This is a genomic window from Ruminococcus flavefaciens MA2007 (genome assembly GCF_000621845.1).
GTDB classification, from domain to species: Bacteria; Bacillota; Clostridia; order Oscillospirales; family Ruminococcaceae; genus Ruminococcus; species Ruminococcus flavefaciens_E.
The window spans coordinates 184,683-210,148 of sequence record NZ_JHXF01000001.1 but is presented as its reverse complement, the minus strand read 5'-3'; the positions used below and the strand labels follow the sequence as shown (position 1 = coordinate 210,148).

General features: G+C 49.4%; 20 protein-coding genes. 11 read left to right on the top strand and 9 right to left on the bottom strand.

Going from position 1 to position 25,466, the window contains the following annotated elements; translation table 11 throughout:
• Positions 1-41 precede the first annotated feature (41 nt).
• The 9 genes from T497_RS0101070 to T497_RS15440 all read right to left on the bottom strand — a co-directional run bounded on the left by T497_RS0101070 (position 42) and on the right by T497_RS15440 (position 12,625).
• Positions 42-3,485, bottom strand: coding sequence for a glycosyl hydrolase family 95 catalytic domain-containing protein (locus T497_RS0101070; protein WP_028514016.1), 3,444 nt, complete (start codon positions 3,483-3,485; stop codon positions 42-44).
• A gap of 534 nt (positions 3,486-4,019) precedes the next feature.
• The gene (locus T497_RS0101065; RefSeq protein ID WP_024861192.1) at positions 4,020-4,253 is read right to left on the bottom strand and encodes a KH domain-containing protein; all 234 of its coding nucleotides are present in this window, start codon (positions 4,251-4,253) and stop codon (positions 4,020-4,022) included.
• 74 nt (positions 4,254-4,327) lie between these two features.
• Entirely contained in the window at positions 4,328-4,570 is a 243-nt protein-coding gene (gene rpsP / locus T497_RS0101060; protein ID WP_028514015.1) for a 30S ribosomal protein S16, read from the bottom strand.
• A gap of 65 nt (positions 4,571-4,635) precedes the next feature.
• Entirely contained in the window at positions 4,636-6,018 is a 1,383-nt protein-coding gene (ffh, locus tag T497_RS0101055) for a signal recognition particle protein (RefSeq protein ID WP_028514014.1), read from the bottom strand.
• A 21-nt stretch (positions 6,019-6,039) separates the two neighbouring features.
• Positions 6,040-6,375: a YlxM family DNA-binding protein gene (gene ylxM / locus T497_RS0101050; RefSeq protein WP_028514013.1), complete on the bottom strand. Its 336-nt coding sequence runs from the start codon at positions 6,373-6,375 to the stop codon at positions 6,040-6,042.
• Between the two features lie 297 nt (positions 6,376-6,672).
• Positions 6,673-7,380: a hypothetical protein gene (locus tag T497_RS0101045; protein ID WP_028514012.1), complete on the bottom strand. Its 708-nt coding sequence runs from the start codon at positions 7,378-7,380 to the stop codon at positions 6,673-6,675.
• A gap of 25 nt (positions 7,381-7,405) precedes the next feature.
• The gene (locus T497_RS0101040) at positions 7,406-8,266 is read right to left on the bottom strand and encodes a phosphatidylserine decarboxylase (protein WP_028514011.1); all 861 of its coding nucleotides are present in this window, start codon (positions 8,264-8,266) and stop codon (positions 7,406-7,408) included.
• A gap of 125 nt (positions 8,267-8,391) precedes the next feature.
• Positions 8,392-9,621, bottom strand: coding sequence for a 2-hydroxyacyl-CoA dehydratase (locus T497_RS0101035; RefSeq protein WP_028514010.1), 1,230 nt, complete (start codon positions 9,619-9,621; stop codon positions 8,392-8,394).
• Between the two features lie 34 nt (positions 9,622-9,655).
• On the bottom strand, positions 9,656-12,625 hold the full coding sequence (locus tag T497_RS15440) for an acyl-CoA dehydratase activase (protein ID WP_051530413.1): 2,970 nt from the start codon (positions 12,623-12,625) through the stop codon (positions 9,656-9,658).
• 294 nt (positions 12,626-12,919) lie between these two features.
• Here T497_RS15440 and T497_RS0101025 point away from each other — a divergent pair, with 294 nt between their 5' ends.
• From T497_RS0101025 to T497_RS0100975, 11 genes are all read left to right on the top strand, one after another.
• Positions 12,920-13,390, top strand: coding sequence for an RNA polymerase sigma factor (locus T497_RS0101025; protein ID WP_028514009.1), 471 nt, complete (start codon positions 12,920-12,922; stop codon positions 13,388-13,390).
• A gap of 204 nt (positions 13,391-13,594) precedes the next feature.
• Positions 13,595-14,335: a zf-HC2 domain-containing protein gene (locus T497_RS17210; protein WP_051530411.1), complete on the top strand. Its 741-nt coding sequence runs from the start codon at positions 13,595-13,597 to the stop codon at positions 14,333-14,335.
• A 231-nt stretch (positions 14,336-14,566) separates the two neighbouring features.
• Complete coding sequence (locus T497_RS0101015; RefSeq protein WP_028514008.1) at positions 14,567-15,340, top strand: alpha/beta fold hydrolase; 774 nt, start codon at positions 14,567-14,569, stop codon at positions 15,338-15,340.
• Between the two features lie 68 nt (positions 15,341-15,408).
• Positions 15,409-17,076 (top strand): Mur ligase family protein, encoded by a 1,668-nt coding sequence (locus T497_RS0101010; RefSeq protein ID WP_028514007.1) that lies wholly within the window; start codon positions 15,409-15,411, stop codon positions 17,074-17,076.
• A gap of 196 nt (positions 17,077-17,272) precedes the next feature.
• The gene (locus T497_RS0101005) at positions 17,273-18,460 is read left to right on the top strand and encodes a D-alanine--D-alanine ligase family protein (RefSeq protein ID WP_028514006.1); all 1,188 of its coding nucleotides are present in this window, start codon (positions 17,273-17,275) and stop codon (positions 18,458-18,460) included.
• A gap of 187 nt (positions 18,461-18,647) precedes the next feature.
• A complete protein-coding gene (locus T497_RS15430; RefSeq protein WP_080693256.1) occupies positions 18,648-19,325 on the top strand; it encodes a sugar O-acetyltransferase in 678 nt (225 codons plus the stop codon).
• A 20-nt stretch (positions 19,326-19,345) separates the two neighbouring features.
• Positions 19,346-20,296: a LysR family transcriptional regulator gene (locus T497_RS0100995; protein WP_028514005.1), complete on the top strand. Its 951-nt coding sequence runs from the start codon at positions 19,346-19,348 to the stop codon at positions 20,294-20,296.
• A gap of 331 nt (positions 20,297-20,627) precedes the next feature.
• Entirely contained in the window at positions 20,628-21,467 is an 840-nt protein-coding gene (locus T497_RS0100990) for a sulfide/dihydroorotate dehydrogenase-like FAD/NAD-binding protein (RefSeq protein WP_028514004.1), read from the top strand.
• 1 nt (position 21,468) lies between these two features.
• On the top strand, positions 21,469-22,854 hold the full coding sequence (gltA, locus tag T497_RS0100985; RefSeq protein WP_028514003.1) for an NADPH-dependent glutamate synthase: 1,386 nt from the start codon (positions 21,469-21,471) through the stop codon (positions 22,852-22,854).
• Between the two features lie 21 nt (positions 22,855-22,875).
• Positions 22,876-23,499 carry a redox-sensing transcriptional repressor Rex gene (locus T497_RS0100980; RefSeq protein ID WP_028514002.1) on the top strand — a complete coding sequence of 208 codons (624 nt, stop codon included), beginning with the start codon at positions 22,876-22,878 and terminating at the stop codon, positions 23,497-23,499.
• Between the two features lie 427 nt (positions 23,500-23,926).
• The gene (locus T497_RS0100975; RefSeq protein ID WP_028514001.1) at positions 23,927-25,264 is read left to right on the top strand and encodes an aspartate kinase; all 1,338 of its coding nucleotides are present in this window, start codon (positions 23,927-23,929) and stop codon (positions 25,262-25,264) included.
• The last annotated feature ends 202 nt before the right edge of the window (positions 25,265-25,466 follow it).

Here is a 25,466-nt window from a genome sequence, read left to right as displayed (position 1 = left end):
ACTTATAACATAAAAAACAAGGGCGCACAGCGCCCTTGTTTTTATGCCTTACCGAGTATCTGCTTCTGTAACAGCAGTATATCGGCTACGTTGTTTTTATTGTCTGCGTTCATATCCGCATTGGAATATGCAAGTCCGCTGAGAGTTATCTCCTCGATGAGCGCCTTTCTGTAGCGCACCATGTCGAAGATATCCACCACACGGTCACCGTTGATATCGCCCTTGATACCGTAGAATCCGAAGTCCTCAACGTTGAACAGATATCCGTCGCCGCCCTTGAATACAAGGTAAACGTCGTGCTGACCTGTACACTGTGCGGTCTTGCATGAAGTCTCGGTATATACGTCCCAGCCGTCGGTGCCCGAAACAGTACACTCGCCTATGAGCTCGCCGTCTGCTCCGTCAATACGGACCTCGATAGTTCCGCCCTCGGTAGCACTTGCCGCACTTGCGCGGAAGCCCTCAGCTCCGCTCTCGAAGTCGAGACCGCGGAAAACGATGTAAGAACCGTCGGTGATATAGCCGATAGCAGTCTTGCCGCTGTCGTCCTTGCGTATCTCGCCGTATTTGAAGTTATAGCCGCTGCAGCCGTATTTCTTGAATGCAGTCTTTGGTACAGGCGGCTTGTCGTCCTTTCCCCATACCTCAAGCTCGTAAATTCTCGCGCCGCCGTCGGCATTCTGGGTAGATGTTTTCATTTCCAGTCTTACATATCTTGCGGAAACGCCCTTGGTATAACGTCCGCAGGAGCTCTTGGTATTGCCGTATACATTAGCTATGTCCGTCCAGCTCTCGCCGTCGGAGCTTGCCTGTATCACGAAATCACGGGGATTATACTTGATATTCTCCTGTATACCTGCGAATTTAGCGTTCCAGCGCTGGATATCGTAATTAGCGCCAAGGTCTACCTGTATCCACTCGCCGCTGAGACCGTCGTCGTGACACCACTTTGTGCTGTCGTCGCCGTCAACTGCCTGAGCTGCGTCATCGCCTGATTCAGCACCCGAAGCTGTAACGTCCTTGCCTATAGCAAGATTCTGGAGGATATCTCCGCCGTTTTCAAGCTGTAATTCGCCGCTGAGCTTGTATTCCTTGCCTTTTTCGGTGTCAAAGCTTATAACTGTGCCGCCGTATCTGACTGTGCAGGTGCCGCCTGACTTGGAGAGGATAGTTGCTCTGTCAAGTCTGCCGTTCTCCCAGTACATCTCGGTAACTTCAAAGTTTCCGCGGGCGCAGAGACCGTTTGCGTGACCTGTTGACCACTGCTTGGGCAGTGCAGGGAGAAGTGTTATAACGTCGTTCTGGCTCTGGAGGAGCATTTCAGCCACGCCTGATGTGAAGCCGAAGTTTCCGTCTATCTGGAAAGGCGGATGTGCGTCCCAGAGATTATCGTAAAGTCTTCCGTAGTTGTTTACGGGAGAGATAAGGAGCTTGACAAGTTTGTATGCGTGTTCGCCGTCCTCAAGTCTTGCCCAGCAGTTCAGCTTCCACGCCTCAGACCAGCCCGTACCGTCATCGCCTCTTGCATTCAGCGAAACAGAAGCCGCCTTTGCAGTAGTCGGGTTATCTGTAGGTGTTATCTCGTAGCCCGGATAAAGAGCGTACATATGGGAGATATGGCGGTGCTTTTCGTTCTTGTTGTCCCAGTCCTGAGCCCATTCCTGTATCTGTCCCCATTTTCCGATAGTTTCGGGACGGATATTTGTGAGCTTGCTGTTGAGCATACTGCGGAGAGCCTCGTCTGTGCCCAGTATCTCGGAAGCCTCTGCCACGTCCTTGAAGAGCTCTCTTGCGATACCGTTGTCCATAGTGACGCTCTGGTCTATGCATGAATTCGGGTAAGCAGGGAGATTTATCTCGGGAGAGGTACTGGGGCTGATGACCATGTACTGCTGACCGTTTATGGTAGCAGGCGTCATGAGGGAGTTAAGGAACTCCGCACTGCCCTTGATAACGGGATAGATATCAGCGAGGTACTCCTCGTCCTGATTGAAGCGGTAAGCGTCATAGAGCATATTCGATACCCATGCGCCGCCTGTAGGCCACTGTCCCCACGCGCCGTCGATAGCGCCCGTCCTGTTCCACAGGTCGGTGTTATGGTGGAGCACCCAGCCCTTCTGTATGCCGTAATTCACTCTTGCGGTGACGTTTCCTGCCTCTGCCAGTCCCTTGGACTTCTCAACGAAAGGCTGGAAGCACTCGCCCAGATTTGTAGTGAATGCAGGCCAGTAATTCATTTCGTAATTTATATTGGTAGTCATCTTACTGCCCCATGCAGGGGAGGAATACTTGTTCCAGATACCCTGTAAATTCATGGGCTGAGCGTCACGGGAGGCGCTTATCATAAGATATCTTCCGTACTGGAAGAGAGTTTCTACCATTTTCGGATCGTTTGATCTGCCGAATTCGGCTATGCGCTGTGGAGTTGTCTTTGAGATGATATCGGCTGTATTGCCGCCAAGCTCCACGTCAACGCGCTTGAAGAGCTCCTGATAATCGGCGATATGATGCGCATATAGAGTATCATAGGAGAGCTTTTCGGCGTTCTTGATATCAGCCGCCGCACCGCCCTTTTCATCACCGTTGCAGGTCTTGTAGTCCACAAAGTTAGTGCGGACAGATGTGAGAATGACCACGGAATCAGCACCCGAAACGTTTACTCTGCCGTTTCCTGCGTTGATAGTTCCGCCGTCGGGAATGACCTTGCTCCGTGAGGAGTAGTAAACTGCTCCGTCTATCCAGAGGTCCTTGTCAGCGTGACCGTTGGCAACGATAGTATCGTTTCCGTCGGTAGTAACGCCGCCGTTGAGCAGGCCATCGTAGCCTGCCGTAAGGGATACCGAGCCTGCGCTGTCGCAGGTTATACGTGTAACCATGACCTGATCGGGATAGCTTACGAAGGTCTCACGGGTGTATTTCTTGCCGTTTGCAGTATATGTGGTACGGGCTACAGCGTCGTTCATATCGAGGGTACGGGAATAATTCGAGACATTCTCGTGACCGAGGTTGAGCCTGAGAGCGCCCACCTTCTGGTACTTTGCTTCGCCGCCGCCTATGAGATATCTGCCGACGAGACCGTTAGCGTCGTTATATTTGCCGTTCTTGATGAGGTCCTGTATCTCCTTGATATGGTTTCCGCCGCCCTCCTTATTGTTGCTTCCGGGACCTGAGCTCCATACGGTACACTCATTGATGTCGATGAGCTCGTTGGGGCAGTTTCCGTAGACCATTGCGCCTATTCTGCCGTTTCCGAGAGGGAGCGCCTTGTAGAACGACTCGTCGTTATTGAAAGCGTTATCTGTGTTGACGTTGCCTGCCTGAGTATTGTAACGCAGTACAAGGTCGTCATCGTGGGGGTACTCGGCTGCCGCCGCAGTATTCTCCGTTTTGAGCTGTGGTACGGGAGCTCCGCCTGTTACCATAGGGAGTGCCATACACGCTGAGAGGAAAACGGAGAGAAATTTTCTGGTGGATTTAAGTTTCATTCCTTTCCAACTCCTTTTTTGGGACAGTCCGAGGGAGGACCGTTCCATAAATTTTAATATCACCCTTCTGTCTGTTATTTTAACCAAATAACAGATTATATATATCTATGTATAATAATTGTATCATTATTATAAATATGTGTCAACAAAATATATACATTTTCTACATCACCGCTGCAAATAAAGCACTTATTTTGCAAAAAAGGCTGATTTTACTGCAAAATATTATCGTTTTGCCGTCAAAATGCCCATATTTCAGCCGTTAGCCTGTAGGGGCGCACACTGTGCGCCCCTACAAAAAGAAAAAACCCGTGCAGCGCAGCACGGGCTTTTAAAGAGAGGGTATATAAGCTTTAAAGCTTTTTGATATGTGTCTTGTCTGGACCAATACCGTTATTTATTATATACTCCATAACCTATCGTGTCAAGTACTATACATAAAGTAAGCAAAAAAAGATAAATATGAGCAATTTTTGAATAAGGTCTGTTGACTAAACAAACAAAAAAAGCTCCCTTTTGGGGAGCTTATGATACTTATTCGATCGTAACAGAGACCTTCTGGTCCTTCTTTGCTGCGCCTGCACGCATGATAGTACGGAGGGCCTTGGCGATCCTGCCCTGCTTACCGATAACTCTGCCCATATCGTCTGGAGCAACGTTAAGGTGGAAAACGATAACGCCCTCTTCGTCGGGTGCGTCCTCGGTAATATTGATAGCGGACTTGTCTTCTACGAGGCCTGCTGCGATAGCATAAAGTAAGTCTTTCATTGTAATAACCTCCGTAAAGCTTGGGGACAGAGGCAGAGACGCGTGAGCCTCTCCTCCTCCATTAAGCTTTTGAATCAAAGAACTCCCTCTTTCTTGAGGAGAGCCTTTACTGTATCAGTAGGCTGTGCACCCTTAGAGATCCAATCCTTAGCCTTATCTGCGTCGATCTTAACAACAGATGGCTCCTTAGTAGGATCATAGTAACCGATCTCCTCAACGAAACGACCGTCTCTTGGGTATCTTGAATCAGCAACTACTACACGATAGAAAGGAGCCTTCTTAGCCCCCATTCTTCTCAGTCTGATCTTTACTGCCATTTTAAATTCACCTCCATATGATTACTTGTATATTCAAGCGGCGGGAGACCGCATTGAAAGCTTTGTCAGAACGGCAGATTTCCGCCGCCCTTGCCTGTGAGCTTGTCGAAGTTCATGCCTGCAAGGTTCTTTCTTGCCTTACGCAGTGACATCTTTCCGGACTTGCCTGTGAACTGCTTCATCATCTTCTGCATCTGTTCAAACTGCTTCAGCAGTCTGTTGACCTCCTCTACCTTTGTACCCGAACCGTTAGCGATACGCTTTTTACGGGAGGGATTGATGATAGAGGGCTTAGCGCGTTCAGCCTTGGTCATAGAGGTTATCATAGCCTCTATTCTGGTGAGCTGACTATCGTCTATATCGGCGTCTTTCAGCTTGTCGCCTACGCCGGGGAGCATTCCAAGTATGGATTTCATTGAACCCATGCGCTTTATCTGCTTCATCTGGTCAAGGAGGTCGTCCATATCGAACTTGTTCTCCTTGAACTTCTTGGTGAGCTTTTCAGCGTCCTTCTGGGACATGACGTTCTCGGCTTTCTCGATAAGAGTGAGCACATCACCCATGCCGAGGATACGCGAAGCCATACGCTCGGGGTGGAACTGCTCGAAATCATCGAGCTTTTCGCCCATACCAACGAACTTGATAGGCTTACCTGTAACTGAGAGTACGGACAGAGCCGCACCGCCTCTTGTATCTGAATCCAGCTTTGACATGAGAACGCCTGTGATGCCCACAGCGTCGTCGAATGCCTTAGCTACGTTGACTGCGTCCTGACCTGTCATAGCGTCTACGACAAGCATTATCTCGTCAGGATGAGTCTCAGCCTTTATGTTGACAAGCTCTTCCATAAGAGCCTCGTCGATGTGGAGACGTCCTGCGGTATCGATAATGAGGATATCGTGGCCGTAGTCCTTAGCGTAGGCAAGAGCCTTCTTCGCAATTTCCACGGGGTTTATCTGTCCCATTTCAAATACCTTTACGTCAGCCTTTGCACCAACTACCTGTAACTGGTTGATAGCCGCAGGTCTGTAGATATCGCAGGCTGCAAGCAGAGGACGGTGTCCCTCTTTCTTGAGGAGCTTTGCAAGCTTTGCGGCGTGGGTGGTCTTACCTGAACCCTGAAGTCCGCACATCATGATGACCGTGGGAGGCTTCGACGCCATATTTATCCTTGCATTGCTGTTGCCCATGAGCTCTACCAGCTCATCGTTTACTATCTTGATCACCTGCTGAGCAGGAGTAAGGCTTGCCAGCACTTCCTCGCCGACAGCTCTTTCAGTTACCTTTTTTACGAAGTCCTTTACTACCTTGTAGCTTACGTCAGCTTCGAGGAGTGCAAGGCGCACCTCGCGCATAGCCTCTTTAACATCGGACTCTGTCAGCTTACCTCTTGATTTGAGCTTTTTAAAGACGTTATTCAGTTTTTCGGAAAGTCCTTCAAATGCCATGACGAGCCTCCTTCGTATATTTTACAGAAGCTCTCCGCCCTTAGCGGTCTCGGAGAGTATGATATTTCTTGTGTTTTCGTCGGTGATATGCTCTGCGGCGGCTTCGATATTGCGGAAGCAGTCCCGCATTTTGCCGAGCCTTTCGGCAAATCCCAGCTTTTCCTCGTAATTGAGGAGTATCTCCTCGGTACGCTTTATGATACTGCGCACAGCCTGTCTGGTGATATCCAGCGGCTGACCTATCTCCGCAAGGGATAAGTCCTCGCAGTAATACAGCTCCATGATACTGCGCTGGTGCTCGGTGAGCAGGTCTCCGTAGCAGTCGAGGAGCATAACGAATTTTAATTCCTTAGCCATTTTTCGCGTACCTCACTGGGTGTAATGCAAAATCACTTTACACATTATACTACATCTTTTCCCTTTTGTCAAGGGCTTGGGTGAAATTTTTCTGCGAAAAATTTCACACGTTGCCTGTAGGGGCGCACAATGTGCGCCCGAGCCTGACAAAACGATTCCAAATGACATATGTAGGGGACGCCGCCCTCGGCGTCCCACGTCACACGCAATATCATCAAGCGGAACGGCGAGGGCGCCGTTCCCTACACATGATTCCTCTTGAAGCAAAAACAAAAAAGGGCGGATATCCGCCCTTTCTCACTTCATTGAATAATAAACGCTGACCAGCTCCACAACGCCGTTTTCGTCGAATGAAACGTCAAGCATATTTGCGCGGAGAACTCCGTTTTTGTCCGTACCCTCCGATATGCCGTAGGTAAACATATGCTTGAACGGCTTTTCCATTTCCTGCACCTCATCGGGCTCGCCGACATGGGCTTTTACGTCCTCAACAGTGGAAACACGGGGAGTTATACCATAGATATTGCTGTCCGATTCGCTGGTAGATATGCTGTATACTGTACTTTCGTCCTCTTTGCCGTCATAGCAGTTATCCAGCAGTACCGTACCCATGTACTCGCTGCAGTAGTACATTTTAGCCATGCCTCTGCCCTCTTCGATACCGTATTCTTTCTTATCGTAGAGGGTATATGTCCAGCCCACAGGGAAATCCCCGAGCTTTACAGGTATCTGCACCAGCTGTCCCTTTATGTAGATGTTCTGACGGACTATATCAACGTCAAATTCGCCCTCGGGAGCTGTAGGCGGCGGAGTTGTAGGCTCTGTGGGCACAGGGGGCTGTGTTTCAAGCTCTCCCTCGCCGTTTTTACGCGGCGGAGTTGCCACAGGATTGCCGTTATCGTCGTAATATATAGTCTTTGGCTTCGATTCGGGCATTTTCTTCTCCATACAGCCCACTGCTCCGAGCATTGAAGCGCAAAGTAAAAATATTATAGCTTTTTTCATGTTTATCTCCTGTAATTCTTTGCCTTTATGCTTTTTTTCCTATCTTTTCGCCGTATTTCACCACAGTTTCGATACCCTCCGAGGAGTTTCGGAGTATATCCTCGTCAACGGCAATACTGTCCTTTCCGAAGAGCATGACTATAGTCGAGCCGCCGAACTCGAATTTGCCCTTTTCATCGCCTCTGCGGAATGTTGTCTCGCCGTGGTGGTTGACTATCCTGCCAACGAGCATAGCTCCCACCTCTACCTGTACCACGTCCCCGAAATTCTCGGTGTGGAGCACTGTATATTCGCGGCAGTTGCGCTTATATATGTTGTATCGTTCGAGAGCTATGGGATTTACGGTGTGGAGCTCTCCTGCAATGTAGGTATTCTCTGACTTCGTACCGTCGTCGATATAGCAGTAGCGGTGGTAGTCGTTGACCTCAAGGCGGAAAATAAGGCAGTATCCGCCGCCGAAGCGCTTTGCGAGGAACTCGTTCTGCACAAGGTCGCTGACTCTGTAGCGCGAGCCCTTTATGCGGAATATGCTGTTTTTGCCTATTTTATGGACAGTCAGCTTTGAATCGCAGGGGCTTATGAGGTGGCTCGGTACGCGGTCTATGGGGCGCTTATCGGGCTTTATGACGCGTGTGAAGAAGTCGTTGTACGAGCGGAAGCCGTTCATCATGTACTCCGAGGTATCAATGCCGCTTCGCTTGATAAAAGGCTTTATGAGCACCTTTGAGGGGCGCGAGTCCATAAAAGCACCGGCAGCTCTCGATATCGCAGGAGCTGTCAGCGTTTTCAGCAGTACTCTGCCGAAAACGTTTCCGTACAGTTTTTTCAGAAGCTTGTTCTGTTTTGCGTTTGTTTCTATGACTTGTCCTGTTCTTGTTTTTATCATGTTAAGCTCCTTGTATTGCAGGGCGATGTGGGTGACTCCCTGTAGTACAGGGAGATGTCGCAAAGCGACAGAGGGTACGGGTGCCTGTCAGGCATCGCCCCCTACAAATGGGTTATATACAATAGTTAAAGACGTGCGTTGGCAAGCATGAGCTTTATGCGGTTTTCCTGATTTACTCTTGTAGCGCCGGGATCGTAGTCTATTGCGACTATATTTGCGTTGGGGTTGTCCTGCTTGATAGCTCTTGACATACCCTTTGCAACGATATGATTGGGCAGACAGCCGAAGGGCTGAGTGCAGATGATATTCTCGACTCCCGACTTTGCAAGAGCCGCCATTTCGGCAGGTATGAGCCAGCCCTCGCCCATTACTACGCCCTGATTGATGTACTTGTCCGCAAGCTTTCTCAGGTGCTCGAAGTCGTGGAGGGGCTCGAAGCTGCCCTGCTCCTTCATTACCTTGATGAGCTCCTTCTGCTTTGCGTATATAAGCTCATAACCTATCTTGTTGAATATAGACTCCTTTGTGGTATGGTCGTATATCTTGGCGTCGTTGAATGTGCCAGCTGCGCAGTACATTACGAACTCCAGCAGCGACGGCACAACGGGCTCGCAGCCCTCGGAAATAAGAAAATCCTCAAGATGATTGTTTGCGAGGGGCGAATATTTTACATATATCTCGCCGACTATGCCGACTCTTATCTTCTTTTCATTGCTTAACGGGATAGAAGCGAAGTCGTTGAGGATATCCCTGTATATCTTCTTGGATTTAAGGAACATCTTGCTGCCCTTCAGGAAGATATTGCACAGTCTCCTGTGCCATTTATCCAGCATTTTCTTTGATTCGCCCTTGTTTATCTCATAGGCTCTGCACTTATTGTAGCAGGTCATCAGCAGGTCGCCGTAGAGCACTGCGTACAGCATTTGCAGGAACATGGGAGCGGTTATCTTAAAGGCGCTGTCCTTTTCAAGTCCGCTGAAATTCAGTGATACCACAGGTATCTGTGGATAATTCTTGGCAACAGCCTTTCTCAGCAGGTGTATGTAGTTTGAAGCTCGGCAGCCGCCGCCTGTCTGTGTGATGAGGAGAGCGGTCTTGTCGGGATCGTACTTGCCGCTTTTCAGCGCGTCCATGAACTGTCCTATTACCAGCAGAGCAGGGTAGCAGGCGTCATTGTGGACGTTTTTAAGTCCCTCGTCTACTACCGAGCGTGAGTCGTTGCGCAGCAGCTCCAGCTTATAGCCCTTTGCTTCAAATATGGATATGAGCATTTTGAAGTGTATGGGCAGCATATCGGGAACGAGGATAGTGTGAGTTTTTATCATATCCTCGGTAAACTTTGCATATTCAGGCATAAGAACCTCCGTAAAATTACTTCAGGTCTGTGATTCACACAGGCTGTACTACAGGCTTTTTTGCAGGCTTCTGCTCTGCCTGCTCCATAGCGGCAACAAGGCTTCTCAGTCTTATCCTTGCCGCGCCCAGATTGTTTATCTCGTCGATTTTAAGCTGAGTGTAGAGCTTTCCGCGGCTTTCGAGGATATGTCTCACCTCGTCGCCTGTAACGGCGTCGATTCCGCAGCCGAATGATACCAGCTGTATGAGCTGCATATCGGGCTGAGTTGTAACGTACTTAGCCGCACGGTAAAGTCTTGAATGGTATGTCCACTGATTGAGGACGCCCAGCTTGGGAGTTTTTGACAGACCTGCAATGCTGTCCTCAGTGATGACAGCCATGCCAAGGCTTGATACAAGCTTGTGTATGCCGTGGTTTATCTCCTTGTCGATGTGATAAGGTCTGCCTGCGATAACGATTATCTTGCGCTTTTCGGCTCTTGCCTGCTCGATTATCTCGAAAGCCTTGCGTGTAACGGTGTTATGGTAGGTCTCCAGAGCCTCGTAAGCCTTGTCAACAGCCTCGGGTATCCTGCCCTTGACGTTGTACTTTCTCAAAGCGTGGCTCAGCACCTTTATCACGTTCTTTTTGATATTGAGGTCGAGATACGGGTGTATGAAATTATCCTTGTTGAGTCTCGGGTTGTTTGCAAGGAGAAGCTCGGGATAATAGGCAACAACAGGACAGTTGAAGTGGTTGTCGCTCTCGCCCTCGTCGATGTTGTAGCTCATGCAGGGGTAGAATATGAAGTCTGCGCCCTTGTCGAGAAGATTCTCGATGTGTCCGTGAGTAAGCTTTGCAGGGTAGCAAACCGTATCCGAGGGGATAGTGTGCTGACCGAGATAATACATATCACGGGAGCTCTCGTCGGAAATGACAGTCCTGAAGCCAAGCGTTGTGAACAGCATATGCCAGAAGGGCAGCTGCTCATAGAAGCTCAGCGCAAGGGGAAGCCCCACAGTAGCGCGGTAACGCTTGGGCTGGTGAGTTTTCACTGTATTGAGGATACTGTCGTATTTGAACTCGTAGAGATTTGGAACGGTGTTCCTGTTGGCGATACCGCCGCCCTTTTCGCAGCGGTTTCCCGAAATGAAGCGTCTGCCCTTGCCGAAGTTGATGATGTTCAGCTGACAGTGAGCAGTACAGCCGCCGCAGTTAGCGGAGCGTGATTCGTAGGTGAAGTTTTCAAGCTCCTGCGCGGAAATGAGCTTTGAGGGCTCACCGTTTGCTCTCTCCTTAGCGTAGAGGGCACAGCCGAAAGCACCCATAAGTCCCGAAATAGCAGGACGGATAACGTTTCTGCCCAGCTCCTTTTCAAATGAGCGGAGCACTGCGTCGTTGAGGAATGTACCGCCCTGTACGACGATGTTTTTGCCGAGGTCGTCGGGAGAATTGGCACGGATAACCTTGTAAATGGCGTTCTTGATGATAGACGATGAAAGTCCTGCGGAAATATCCTCAACTGTTGCGCCGTCCTTCTGAGCCTGCTTTACTGAGCTGTTCATGAATACGGTACAGCGCGAGCCAAGGTCAACAGGGTGCTCGGCAAAGAGTCCCAACTGTGAGAATTCCGCGATATCATAGCCCAAAGCCATTGCGAATGTCTGTATGAAAGAGCCGCAGCCCGAGGAACAGGCCTCGTTGAGCATTATGCTGTCGATGCTCTTGTTCTTTATCTTGAAGCACTTGATGTCCTGTCCGCCGATGTCGATGATGAAGTCAACGTCGGGGCAGAAGTAAGCCGCCGCCTTGAAGTGCGCCACGGTCTCGACAATGCCGTGGTCAATGGAAAGACCTGCCTTTATGAGGTCCTCGCCGTAGCCTGTTACCGCAGAGCCCTTTATGGTTATCTCGGGGTTCATAGCGGCGTAGATACGCTTTACCTGCTCGGCTATCTTGTCAAGAGGCTGTCCCTGATTGGACGAGTAGTGGTTGTAGAGCATACGTCCGTCTTCGGTGATGAGAACGAGCTTTGTGGTAGTAGAGCCTGCGTCGATACCGAGGTATGCGTCGCCCTTATATGTATGTATATCAGCATATCCGAGGTCGAACTTCTTATGGCGCTCGATGAACTTGTCGTACTCGGAGTGTGAACGGAACAGGGGCTCGCCTGTTACGATATCATCGGAAGCCTTGGCGTTGCTTATCTTGTCGATTATGTCCTCTATCTTGAATGAATCCTCGGCAGTTGCCGCATATATTGCGCAGCCGTATGCCACGAAAACAGGAGCCTCGGGCGGAAATACAGCGTGTTTTTCGTCAAGTCCGAGTGTCTTTGTGAACGCCTTTTTCAGTCCCTTGAGGAAGAACAGCGGACCGCCGAGAAAAAGCACCTTTCCCTCGATAGTACGTCCCTGAGCAAGTCCCGAGACGGTCTGGTCAACTACCGCCTGAAAGATACTTGCGGCAACGTCCTCGCGTCTTGCGCCCTGATTGAGAAGGGGCTGTATATCGGATTTAGCGAAAACTCCGCAGCGCGAAGCTATTGGGTATATCTTCTGAGCGTGGAGAGACAGCTCGTCGAGCTCATCTGCGGTGATACCGAGGAGAGTAGCCATCTGGTCTATGAAAGCGCCTGTGCCGCCTGCGCAGGTGCCGTTCATACGCTGCTCAACGCCGCCTGTGAGGAAGATTATCTTTGCGTCCTCACCGCCCAGCTCGATAACTGCGTCAGCGTCGGGCTGCTTCTGCTTTACAGCGAGAAAAGCCGCATGAACTTCCTGAACAAAGGGTATCTTTGCGGAGTTTGCAAGACCGAGTCCTGCCGAGCCCGTGATACAAACGGAAAATTCCTCATTAGGGTGGTCAGCCTGTATTATTTTGAGCTGGTCTGTAACGGTCTCCTTGACCTTCGAAAGGTGGCGCTGATATTTGGAGTAGATTATCTCGCCGTCTGCGTCTGTAATTACTGTTTTTACCGTGGTAGAGCCCACATCTATGCCGAGAGAATATTTATTTGACATTTTACACCTCAGTAGAAGTAATCGTACAGCGGAGCGTTTTTATTCCGCCGCTAATATTTTATTATACCATATTTATAATAATATGTAAAGGTTATTTTTGCGGAGAACGCCGTTCCGCCGATTGATTGATCTGTCCAAAAATGGTATAATGGATTAAAATGACCGATATTCAATGCTTTTTCAGTATAGCACGAAAGAATTGCAATGTCAATTTGAAAATTTTAGCTCATTACTGTAACGAATGGCGTTTTCGTGCAACTAATAAGTGAACGTTCAAGGAGAGGGGGCGGTGGTATGTCGTCGGATATGGAAAAATACTACAGAGATAACGGCAGAAAGGTGTTCCTTTATCTGATGACTCTATGCGGAAACTCCGATACTGCCGAGGAGCTCACTCAGGAGACCTTTTACCGTGCTATCCGCTCCCTGAAGAAATACAAGGGCGAGTGCTCGGTGTATACATGGCTGTGCAGTATCGCCCGAAACTGCTGGCTTGAGGAGCTCCGCAAGCGAAAAAGCCACAAGACCGAAGAGATATCCGAGCTGATAGAGGACAATGCGCCCCGTCCCGACGAAGCGGCAGAGAGCTCCGACAGCAGACTGCGGCTGCTGAAAAAGGTACACTCCCTGCCCGAAACGGAAAAGGAGATAGTGCTTCTCCGAGCCACACAGGAGCTGAGTTTCCGCGAGATAGGGGAGATTTTCGGCAAGACCGAGAACTGGGCGCGTGTGACCTATTACCGCGCAAAACAAAAGCTACTGTAGGGGACGGCGTCCTCGACGTCCCGTGTCTTACGAAACAAATGAAAATGACCAATGTAGGGGCTGATGCCCACATCAGCCCGCCCAAAATACAAAATAGCCACGGGGCGATGTGGGTGACTCCCTGCTGTGCAGGGAGATGTCCGCAGGACAGAGGGTACGGGTGCCTGTAAGGCATCGCCCCCTACAATGGACGGAGGCGAGCATATGAAATGCAACATCGTGAAAGACCTTTTGCCGCTGTATTGCGACAAACTTACATCTCAGGACAGCAATGAGGAGATAGAAAAGCACCTCCATGAGTGCGGGGAGTGCAACGCCGTCTATGAGAGCATGAAACAAAAGGAAGATGATATAAAAGTCCCCGACAAGGACATAAAACCGCTGAAAAAGGTAAAAAAGCGCACAAAACTCAAAGTTATCGGAGCTGTTTTCGGGACAATAGCTGTTCTGGCAGCAGTTTTTGTGTTCGTTTTTGTGGGAGTTATCCCCATAAGCTCGGATAAGCTGCACTATACCGTAGAAGCAAAGGAATTCAAATCATACATTGTAAAAAACGATGCTCCTAACGAAGCCGGCGGCTATGAATGTGAATACCGCTCTGAGTTTAACGATAATTTCTACCCTATCCCCGACGGTGTTGATGTTAAAACAGAAAAAATGATAAATTTCGAGTTTTACGGCGATTGCAGCTGCATAAACGAGCGCGGCGATTCAAAATATGAATATATCGTCACCGACGAGGGCATAAACGACATAATAGGTCATTATCATATCTGGATATATCCCGTTATGAAGCTTCCCTATGACGAACGCGGAAAATACCCGAATCAGTACTCATGGGGCGCAAACGACGTAAAGGAAGGCTCTACACTTACTATCCATTACCGCGATAAGACCGAGACTTTTGACCTCTGGGAGCTCTATCAGGAAAATGTCGAAAAATAATCTCATTCGGACGGCAATTGCCGTCCGATTTTTTTGTTGACAATAAATTCCGTAAGTGATATAATAAATTATATATGTATATTTGCGGCTGTATGCCGTATATGATATAAAGTTGAGAGTTGAGAGTTGAGAGTTGAAAGTTGTTCTGCTATTATGTGAGTAAAGCGAATACATTCATTCTCAATTCTACATTCTCCATTCTCAATTAATAACAGGTTGGAGATAATAAAATTGATAAAAACAGTAAACGGTTTGAAGATAAACTACGAGGAAAAGGGCGAGGGCGACCTCATAGTCCTGCTCCACGGCTGGGGCAGCAATATCACCCTTTTCGCCAATATGATGGAGCTCCTCTCCAAGAAGTACAAGGTCGTGGCTATGGATATGCCCGGCTTCGGTAAAAGCGACGAGCCAAAAGAGGTATGGGACGTAAGCTCATATGTGCAGTTCGTCATCGACTTTCTCAAGGACTATGACGCCAAGGAGGTAATGCTCCTCGGTCACAGCTTCGGCGGACGTGTCATCATAAAAATGCACAGCCGCAATGACCTGCCATTCAAGGTGACAAAGGTCATTCTTGTAGACAGCGCAGGCATCATGCCGCCAAAGTCCAACAAAAAGACATGGCGCACACGCTACTACAAAATGGGCAAGACTGTCCTTTCGTGGGGCATAGTTAAGAAGCTCTTCCCCGACGCGCTGGAGAACTTCCGCAAGAAAATGGGCAGCGCGGACTACGCAGCAGCTTCGCCTATGATGAGACAGGTCATGGTAAAGGTGGTAAACGAGGACTTGGAGCCTTATCTGCCTAATATCAAGGCGCCTACACTGCTTGTATGGGGCGTGAACGATACTGCCACACCGCTCTCCGACGGCGAAAAAATGGAAAAGCTCATTCCCGACGCAGGTCTTGTAAAGCTTGAAAACGCAGGACATTATTCCTTCCTCGAACAGCAGTTCACATTCAACCGCGTAATGTGCTCGTTCCTCAAAATAAGTGAGTAGATTTAAAATCCGTCCGCGCAAGCGGACACCACAACGACTCACTACTCACTGAATTAAAGGAGATAAGTATGAAATTGGTTTTATGGATAATATATGCAGTCATTGCGCTGGGAGCGATCGTGTTTTTAGGGCTGAGAGAGTTCCATATGCTCCAGCTCAACGGCTACAAGACTCCCGAGCATTCACGCTGGATGAAGAAGAACGCCAAGCGGTATATACTGCCTGCAGTGCTGTTCTGTGTGCAGTTCCTGCTGATACCGCTTGAGTATCATAAATTGGCAGCAGCCTCTCTTGCCATAGCGTTGTGCTTCTTCAATGCAATTATCGCACTGCTCAACAAGCCCGGCAAGAAGTTCAAGAAGCCCCTTGTGTACACAGCCCGCATGAAGCGGATGATGATAACCTTCGGCATACTCATTGCGGTGTTCTATGTAATTGCGATAATCAACGCAAAGCAGTTTATACCTGACAGCGCTTACCGCAGCGATTCGAGATATCTCCCGACCATGCCAATACCGGCTTATATCTCATTCAGAATCATATCAATAGCTCCGTCGTTTATACTTGTTAGCTCGGCACTGTACCTCACGCCAATACTTGTTCCGCTTTCCAACCTTATCAACAAGCCCGTGGAAAAGGCGGTACAGAACTGGTATATCAACGACGCCAAGCGCATACTTTCCGAGTGCCCCACGCTTCACAAGGTGGGTATCACGGGAAGCTACGGCAAGACCAGCATGAAGTTCTACCTTGACGAGCTTCTCAATTCTCAGTACAACACGCTGAAAACTCCCGAAAGCTTCAACACTCCAATGGGAGTTACAATAACTATCCGCCGCGATTTAAAGCCCACACACGAGTATTTCATCTGCGAAATGGGCGCGAGACGAGTTCACGAGATAAAGGAGCTCTGCGGCATTGCAGATCCCCACGACGGTATCATCACTTCCGTTGGTCCTCAGCACCTTGAGACTTTCGGTTCTATCGAGAACGTGGTAAACACCAAGTTCGAGCTTGCCGACCATGTAAAGGCAAAGGGCGGAAAGATATACCTCAACGGCGACAACGAGCTTATCCGCAGGAAAGCTCCCGAGTACCCCAATGCGGTGCTTTACGGACTTCAGGAGGGCAACCACTACCGCGCAACTGACATTTCCGTATCCGACAGAGGCACGGAGTTCACGGTAACTGCTCCCGACGGCGAGACAAAACGCTTCTCAATGAAGCTCCTCGGCGAACACAACGTACAGAACGTTCTCGGAGCTATCGCCTACGCACACGGAACAGGCATTTCACTCGACAAGCTCACACTTCCCGTTAAGCGTATCGCCGCAGTTCCCCACAGATTACAGCTTCTCGACAAGGGCGGAAATATGACCTTTATCGACGACGCTTACAACTCAAACCCCAGCGGCTGCCGTGCAGCCCTCAATGTTCTGGGACTTTTCGACGCCTGCCGCATACTGGTAACACCTGGTATGGTCGAGCTTGGCGCAAAGCAGGAGGAGCTGAACTTCGAGTTCGGTCAGGAGGCTGCAAAAGCCTGCGACCACATAGTGCTCGTCGGCAAAAATCAGACAGTTCCTATATACAACGGTATCAAGGACGCAGGCTACGATATGGACAACGTTTTCGTTGCGGACAGTCTTAACGAGGCTCTTGCCCACGTAAACGCATATCAGACAGACAAGAAGAAAATAGTTCTTCTTGAAAACGATTTACCCGACAACTATTAAGCAGCGTGACGCTGCACCCTTGCCACGTTGGCACTCGTAAACTCGTTCACTTTCATTAAAAGTGATAATTGTACATCGCTTACAGCACATTAATTATTGTCTTTGTAGGGGCGGCGTTCCGCCGCCCGTGCTGAATACAAAAAACTGTCGGGCGGCGGAACGCCGCCCCTACACCAGATCATAAGGAGAAATTACAATGAAGATCAATCTTGCAGTTCTTTTCGGCGGAAGAAGCGTTGAGCACGAGGTATCAGTTATCTCGGCAGTTCAGGCTATGGCAAGCATAAACAAGGAAAAATACAACATTATCCCCGTTTACATGACCAAAAAGAGCGAATTTTTCACAAGCGAAAAAATGCTGGACATCAACAGCTTCAAGGACATTCCTGCTCTGCTCAGCGAATCAACAGAGTGCGTATTTGTCCGCAGTACAGAAGGCAAGGTACAGCTTCAGAGCCTGAAAAAGAAGATGTTCGGCTCCAATGTCATCTCCGATATCGACGTTGCTTTCCCTATAGTTCACGGTACTAACGTTGAGGACGGCGCATTACAGGGTTATCTCCAGACTCTCGACCTGCCCTATGTAGGCTGCGATGTTTTAGCTTCTGCTATCGGAATGGACAAATTCGTAATGAAGATACTCCTCAAGGACGCAGGTTTCCCTGTACTGGACTGCTGCCGTTTCTCCTCATACGAGATAAACGAAATGGACAGAATGGTAGCGGAAGTTGAGAAGAAGTTCGGCTATCCCGTTATCGTTAAGCCTATCAACCTCGGTTCAAGCGTTGGTATCTCCAAGGGCAAGGACAGAGACAGCCTTATCAAGTCTATCGAGGAGGCTTTCGAGTTCGCTGACCGTATCCTCATCGAGCCATGCGTTGTACAGCTCAAGGAAATAAACTGCGCAGTTGCAGGTGACAGCGAATCCGCAGAAGCTTCCGTATGCGAGGAGCCTGTACAGGCAAGCGGCGACGATATCCTCAGCTACGACCAGAAGTACGTAGGCGGCGGCAAGGGCGGCAGCAAGGGTATGGCTACCCTTAAAAGAAAGATACCTGCCGATATCACTCCCGAGCAGGACGAATTCATCAGAAAGACTGCTGTTGACGCATTCCGCTATCTGGGACTCAACGGCGTTACACGTATCGACTTCATGATAGATATGGCTACAGACAAGGTCTACATAAACGAGATAAATACTATCCCCGGCTCTCTTGCATTCTATCTCTGGGAGCCAAAGGGCGTTAAGTATACTGAGCTGCTTGAAAAACTTATCCAGCTTGCTCTCAAGCGCTACAGACAGGGCGAGAAGATAAGCTACACCTTTGATACCAATATCCTCTCTATGGGAGGAAGCTTCGGTTCAAAGGGAAGCAAGAGATGAATAAGTTGAGAGTTGAAAATTGAGAGTTGAAAGTTATGGAGTCTCCTGCGGCGGGATCATTATAATAATGTGAGCGAAGCGAACACAATAACTCTCAACTCTGCACTCTCAACTCTAAAAAAGTGCATTTATTCGCTGCCATGTATTGCGAATTGCGAATTATGAATTGATGAATGGAGGGTTTAAAATGACCGAAAAAGAAAAACAGCAGGCAGGCGAGCTTTACAATGCCAACGACAGAGAGCTCTTCAACGAGAGGATAAAGGCTAAGAAGCTCTGCGCCGAGTACAATGCCGTTGAGTGCAACGACTTCCAGAAGCGCGAGAGGATACTTGACCGTCTTGTGGCTCTCAGAGGCGAAAACACCGTTATCGAGCCCAATTTCTTCTGCGATTACGGCTATAACATCGTTATCGGAGACAATTTCTACGCAAATCACAACCTTGTTATCCTTGACTGTGCCGATATCGAGTTCGGCAATAACGTCTTTATCGGTCCTAACTGCGGATTCTACGCCGCAGAACACCCTATTGAAGCTAACCTGAGAAATCAGGGACTTGAATACGCAAAGCCCATTAAAGTCGGCAGCAACGTCTGGATAGGCGGCGGAGTTACCGTTATCGGCGGAGTTACTATCGGCGACAATGTTGTTATCGGCGCAGGCAGCGTAGTTACCAAGGATATCCCCTCAAACTGCGTGGCTGTGGGCAATCCATGCGCTCCCACAAAAACTCTGGAGCCTGCTGCGGCTGCCGAAGCCGCTGCAGAAAAGCCTGCGGAGAAAAAGCCCGAGCCTGCCGAAAAGAAGCCTGCTCCCGAGGAAAAGCCAAAGTCAAGAAGAATCGAGATACGCCGCATTGATTAAGACGAAAGGACGACTGGACCATGAACACACTGCACTTCAAATACGCTGTTGAAATTGAAAAAACACGCTCTATCACTCAGGCAGCGGAAAATCTCTACATGGCTCAGCCTAATCTGAGCAAGGCTATCAAGGAACTGGAAAGCACCCTTGGCATAACTATTTTCAGACGTACATCAAAGGGCGTTATCCCCACGGATCAGGGACTGAAATTCCTTGATTATGCCAAGCAGATACTTATCCAGATAGATAATATGGAGGCTATACACTCTCCCGACAAGCCGAAAAACAGCCGTCTGCGCATATCCGTGCCGAGAACGGGCTATATCTCAAAGGCTTTCTCGGAGTACATCGCCTCGCTGAACGCTCCCGAGGACATGGAGATATTCTTCTGCGAGACCAATTCCCTGAGAACTATCGAGAATGTCCGCGAAAACGGCTATGATTTCGGAGTTATCCGCTTCAATACTGCTCACGAGAAGTATTTCACCGACTTCCTTGCAGAAAAGAATCTGGACAGCAAGCTCCTCTGGGAGTTCGAGATGCTGGCGGTAATGTCCGCCGAGCACCCTGCCGCAGGAGCTGACAGCATAACCTACGCAGACCTGTCCTGCAATTATACCGAGCTTGGACAGGGCGACGACGCAGTTCCATATGTTTCGGGAGCTGTGGAGAAGCTCTACGCTTCAAACCGTCCTGCGGACGTGCCTGTGAGAAAGGTCTGTATGTATGACCGCGGAAGCGCTCTGGACTTCCTGCTGACCGTGCCGCAGGCGTTTATGATGGACTCGCCTATGCCTGCAAGCCTTTGCGGAAAGTACGGTCTGGTGCAGAGAAAATGCGCATTCCCCGACAACAGCTACAAGGACTTGCTCATATACACATCGGGACACAAGCTCTCGGAAAACGAGCTCAAACTGGTGAACCGTCTCTATGAGGTGCGAAATGAGAGCGCCTTTGCAGAGTATAAGTGATATATTCTCTTGGGAATGGATATATTCTATTTAAGAATAGTTATTGTAAGTTATTTTCACGAATAAGAGGACGGCTTTTGCCGTCCTCTTTTACTGTTTTCCACTGTTTTGCCACGGAGACAAGCCAATGTCTGACAATGTCCGATATATAAATCGCTATAAGAATATCGATATCGGAATACCGATATTCCTCTGTTATATTTGTGCAACATTGTTTTGTGTGATATAATATTGAATATATCCTGCAATGCCTGTATCGGCGGAAGTCAACGGCGACACTCCCCGAAATATCCTGCATTGTAAATCTATTGGCAAGGAAGGTATGGACTAAATGTTTGAAATTCTTGAAAAAAGAAGCCTCAACCCTACTGTTACCCTTATGCGCATAAACGCTCCAAAGGTAGCAAGAAAGGCTGAACCCGGACAGTTCATTATACTCAGAACAGACGCCGACGGTGAGCGTATCCCACTCACTATCGCTGATTTTGACCGCCAGAGCGGCTCGGTTACTATTATTTTCCAGATAGTAGGCGCTACTACAGAAAAGCTCAATCACCTTAACGAGGGCGACTGCTTACAGGACTTCGTAGGTCCTCTTGGCAGAGCTACAGAGACAGAGGGACTGAAAAAGGTCGCTGTCGTAGGCGGCGGCGTAGGCTGTGCTATTGCTTACCCTGTTGCAAAGAAGCTCCACGAACTCGGCGTTGAGGTGCACTCAATAGTTGGTTTCAGAAACAAGGACCTCGTTATCCTTGAAGACGAATTCAAGGCTTCAAGCTCCAAGTTCGTTCTCATGAGCGACGACGGCACAGCAGGCGAAAAGGGACTCGTTACCGACGCTCTCAAAAAGCTCATCGACAGCGGCGAGAAGTATGACAGAGTCATCACTATCGGTCCTCTTATCATGATGAAGTTTGTCTGTAAGCTGACTAAGGAGTACGGTGTCCCCACTGTTGCTTCCATGAACCCAATAATGATAGACGGCACGGGAATGTGCGGCGGCTGTCGTCTGACAGTAGGCGGCGAGACTAAGTTCGCCTGCGTTGACGGTCCCGAGTTCGACGGTCATCTCATCGACTTCGACGAGGCTATGGCAAGAGGCGCTATGTATAAGCCCTTTGAGCGCCATGCTTACGAAGAAGCCTGCAATCTGTTCAAGGAGGTAAAGTGAAATGGCTAATATGTCACCTACAAGAAATGAAATGCCTGTACAGGCTCCCGATGTAAGAAACAAGAATTTCAGCGAGGTAGCTCTCGGCTATACCGAGGAGCAGGCTATCGACGAGGCAAAGCGCTGCCTCAACTGCAAGAACAAGCCCTGCTCAACAGGATGTCCCGTACAGATAGATATCCCTGCATTTATCGCTCAGGTAGCTGAGGGTAATTTCGCAGAGGCTTACAAGATAATCACAAAGTCAAGCTCACTCCCTGCTGTATGCGGCAGAGTATGTCCTCAGGAGACACAGTGCGAGAGCAAGTGCGTTAGAGGAATCAAGGGCGAGCCTGTTGCTATCGGACGTCTTGAAAGATTCGTTGCAGACTGGCACAACGCACAGCCCGAGACAGCTCCAGAGATACCTGCAAAGAACGGTCACAAGGCTGCTGTTATCGGTTCAGGTCCTTCAGGTCTTGCCTGCGCAGGCGACCTTGCAAAAAAGGGCTATGACGTTACTATATTCGAGGCTCTCCACGTTGCAGGCGGAGTTCTTTCCTACGGTATCCCCGAGTTCAGACTTCCTAAGTCTATCGTTCAGAAGGAGATAGGCGGTCTCAAGGCTCTCGGCGTTAAGGTTGAGACAAACACAGTAGTGGGCAAGACTATCTCAGTTGACGAGCTCATGAAGGAAGAGGGCTTCGAGAGCGTATTCATTGGCTCAGGTGCAGGCCTCCCGAGATTCATGAATATCCCCGGCGAGAACCTCAACGGCGTTTATTCCGCTAACGAGTTCCTCACACGTATCAACCTCATGAAAGCCTACAAAGAGGGCAGCGCTACTCCTATAAAAGCAGGCACAAAGGCTGTTATCGTAGGCGGCGGAAACGTTGCTATGGACGCAGCACGCTGCGCTAAGAGACTGGGCGCTGAGGTATACATCGTATACAGACGTACAGAGGCGGAGCTCCCTGCAAGAGCAGAGGAAGTTGAGCACGCTAAGGAAGAGGGCATCATCTTCAAGTTCCTCACAAATCCTATAGAGATACAGGCTACAGAGGACGGCTGGGTAAAGAGCGTTCACTGCCAGCAGATGGAGCTCTCAGAGCCTGACGCTTCGGGCAGAGCAAAGCCTGTTCCGATAGAGGGCGCATTCGTTGACATCGAGGCTGACTGCGTTATCATGTCTATCGGTACTTCGCCTAATCCTCTTATCAAGTCAACTACAGCAGGTCTCGACACCCAGAAGTGGGGCGGTATCATCGCTGACGAGGACGGTCTCACATCCAAGGAGGGCGTTTACGCAGGCGGCGACGCTGTAACAGGAGCTGCTACAGTTATCCTCGCTATGGGCGCAGGCAAAAAGGCTGCTGCGGCTATGGATAAATATATGCAGAACAAGTGAGCCCTCTGACGGAGGTATAATATGGACAAAAATATTACCTCACAGACACTCTCACGTCTGCCTCTTTACTTCAATTATCTCAGGTCGCTGCCCGAGGAAAGAAAAAAGGGCAATATATCCGCAACGGCTATTGCCGAAGCTCTTGGGCTCAACGACGTGCAGGTGAGAAAAGACCTCGCCTCTGTGAGCAGCGGCGGCAGACCGAAGGTGGGGTATATGACCTCGGAGCTCATGAGCGATATCGGCAGATTCCTCGGCTTTGAGAACCGCGACAGGGTAGTTGTGGCAGGCATGGGCAACTTCGGCAGGGCTATGCTGGAGTACAACGGCTTTGAGGCTTACGGCTTTGATATAGTATGCGGCTTTGACCACAAAAAGGAAAGTGTGGGGAGCTCAATAAACGGCAAGCCCGTCCGCCATATAGACCAGCTGGAGAGCTTTTGCAGAGAAAACGATATCCGTATCGGTATCATCACCGTGCCCGAAACAGCGGCACAAGAGGTCTGTGACCGTATGGCAGAGGCAGGGATAAGGTTTATCCTGAACTTTGCCGCAGTACATCTCAACGCTCCCAAGGGCGTTGCGGTGCATAATGAGAATATTTCCCTGACTCTTGCAATGCTTGCAAGGTGTCACGCGAGCTGAGCCAGCTCGAACGCTTACGGCACTATATGAATCAAATAAAACTAAAAGGGACTGCTTAGGCAGTCCTTTTTCAGCCTTTAGACTGTAGGGGCGACGTCCCGTCGCCCGCCAAACAACATCGCGTATCCATACGGGCGGCGAAACGCCGCCCCTACAATTAGCTGTTTATATTTGCGTCGGAAACCGCGGACTGCCAAAGGCAGCCCCTACAAAGTAATTTCATCGTTTCCTCGGGCGGATAATATCCGCCCCTACAAGCTATAGGCTAAAGGCTCGCCACTGTCCGCCAGCGGCGTACAAGCGTATTCACCAAAAACACAGTTTTTACTGCGGTGAAATTCGACTTTCTGTCAATTGATTTCATACGTGAAATAGCATATAATATATATTGCTATAAAATTATCAATGTAATAAAGGAATGATATATATGAGTAATAAGGTCGTTAAGTTCGGCGGAAGCTCCCTTGCCGACGCAAATCAGTTCAAAAAGGTAGCCGCTATCATCAAGAGCGATGACAAGCGCAGATACGTTGTTCCCTCTGCTCCCGGAAAGAGATTTTCCGACGATATCAAGGTAACTGATATGCTCTACAAGTGCTGCGAGCTGGCAAGCAGCGGCATGGATTTCTCCAAGGACTTCCAGATGATAAAGGACCGCTACAACGGCATTATTTCCGAGCTGGGCATCGATATGTCCCTCGACAGCGAGTTCGACGCTATCGTTAAGGAGCTCAAGGCTCGTCCTACCAAGGACTTCGCTGCAAGCCGCGGCGAGTACCTCAACGGCAAGGTACTTGCTAAGTATCTGGACTTCACTTTCGTTGACGCAGCTGACGTTATCATCTTCGATACAAAGGGCTCACTTCTCCTTGACGATACTGTAAAGGCTGTACGCGACAAGCTCAAGGGACTGGACAACGCTGTTATCCCGGGCTTCTACGGCAGGACTACAGAGGGCTTCATCAAGACATTCTCACGCGGCGGCTCCGATGTTACAGGCTCTATCATCGCAAACGCTGTAAAGGCTGATATCTACGAGAACTGGACAGACGTTTCCGGATTCCTCGTAGCTGATCCGAGAATAGTTGACAAGCCCGATGTTATCGAGGTCATCACATACCGTGAGCTCCGCGAGCTTGCTTACATGGGAGCTTCTGTTCTCCACGAGGACGCTATCTTCCCTGTACGCTCAGCAGGTATCCCGATAAATATCAGAAACACTAACGCTCCCGAGGACGCAGGCACTATGATCGTCAGCGACGATTACAACTTCAGCAGGGAGAGCCTCAGCCATACTATCACAGGTATCGCAGGCAAGAAGGGCTTCAGCACTATCAATATCGAAAAGGCTATGATGAACAACGAAGCAGGCTTCGGTATGAAGGTACTCAAGGTGCTCTACGACAACGGTCTTTCATTCGAGCATATGCCCTCTGGTATCGACACCATGAGCATTACTCTCAGCACCGAGAAGCTTGACGCAGTACGCGACAAGGTGCTTGCAGACCTCCGCAAGGCTGTTGCTCCCGATCACCTCGAAATCGAGGACGGTATCGCACTTTTAGCAGTCGTTGGACGCAGAATGAAGAACACACGCGGTACTGTTGCACGTATATTTGCTTCTATGGCTCATGCGCGTATCAACGTTAAGATGATAGATCAGGGCTCCAGCGAGCTGAACGTTATCATCGGCGTAAGCGAGAACGACCTCCCCGAGGCTATCCGCAGAATATACGATATGTTCATCAACTCCGAGAAGCAGTAAATTTAGTGATTAGTGCATAGTGAATAGTGATTAGCAGGGAACGCCTCGGCGTTCCGTGTAGGGGCGGATATTATCCGCCCTTAGTTTTTAGCCATTTGTAGGGGCGCCCTTTGGGCGCCCGCGTCTTACGATATTATTAGCACGGGCGGCGGAACGCCGCCCCTACAAAATATACTAATTACGCATTACGAATAAAAAAGGC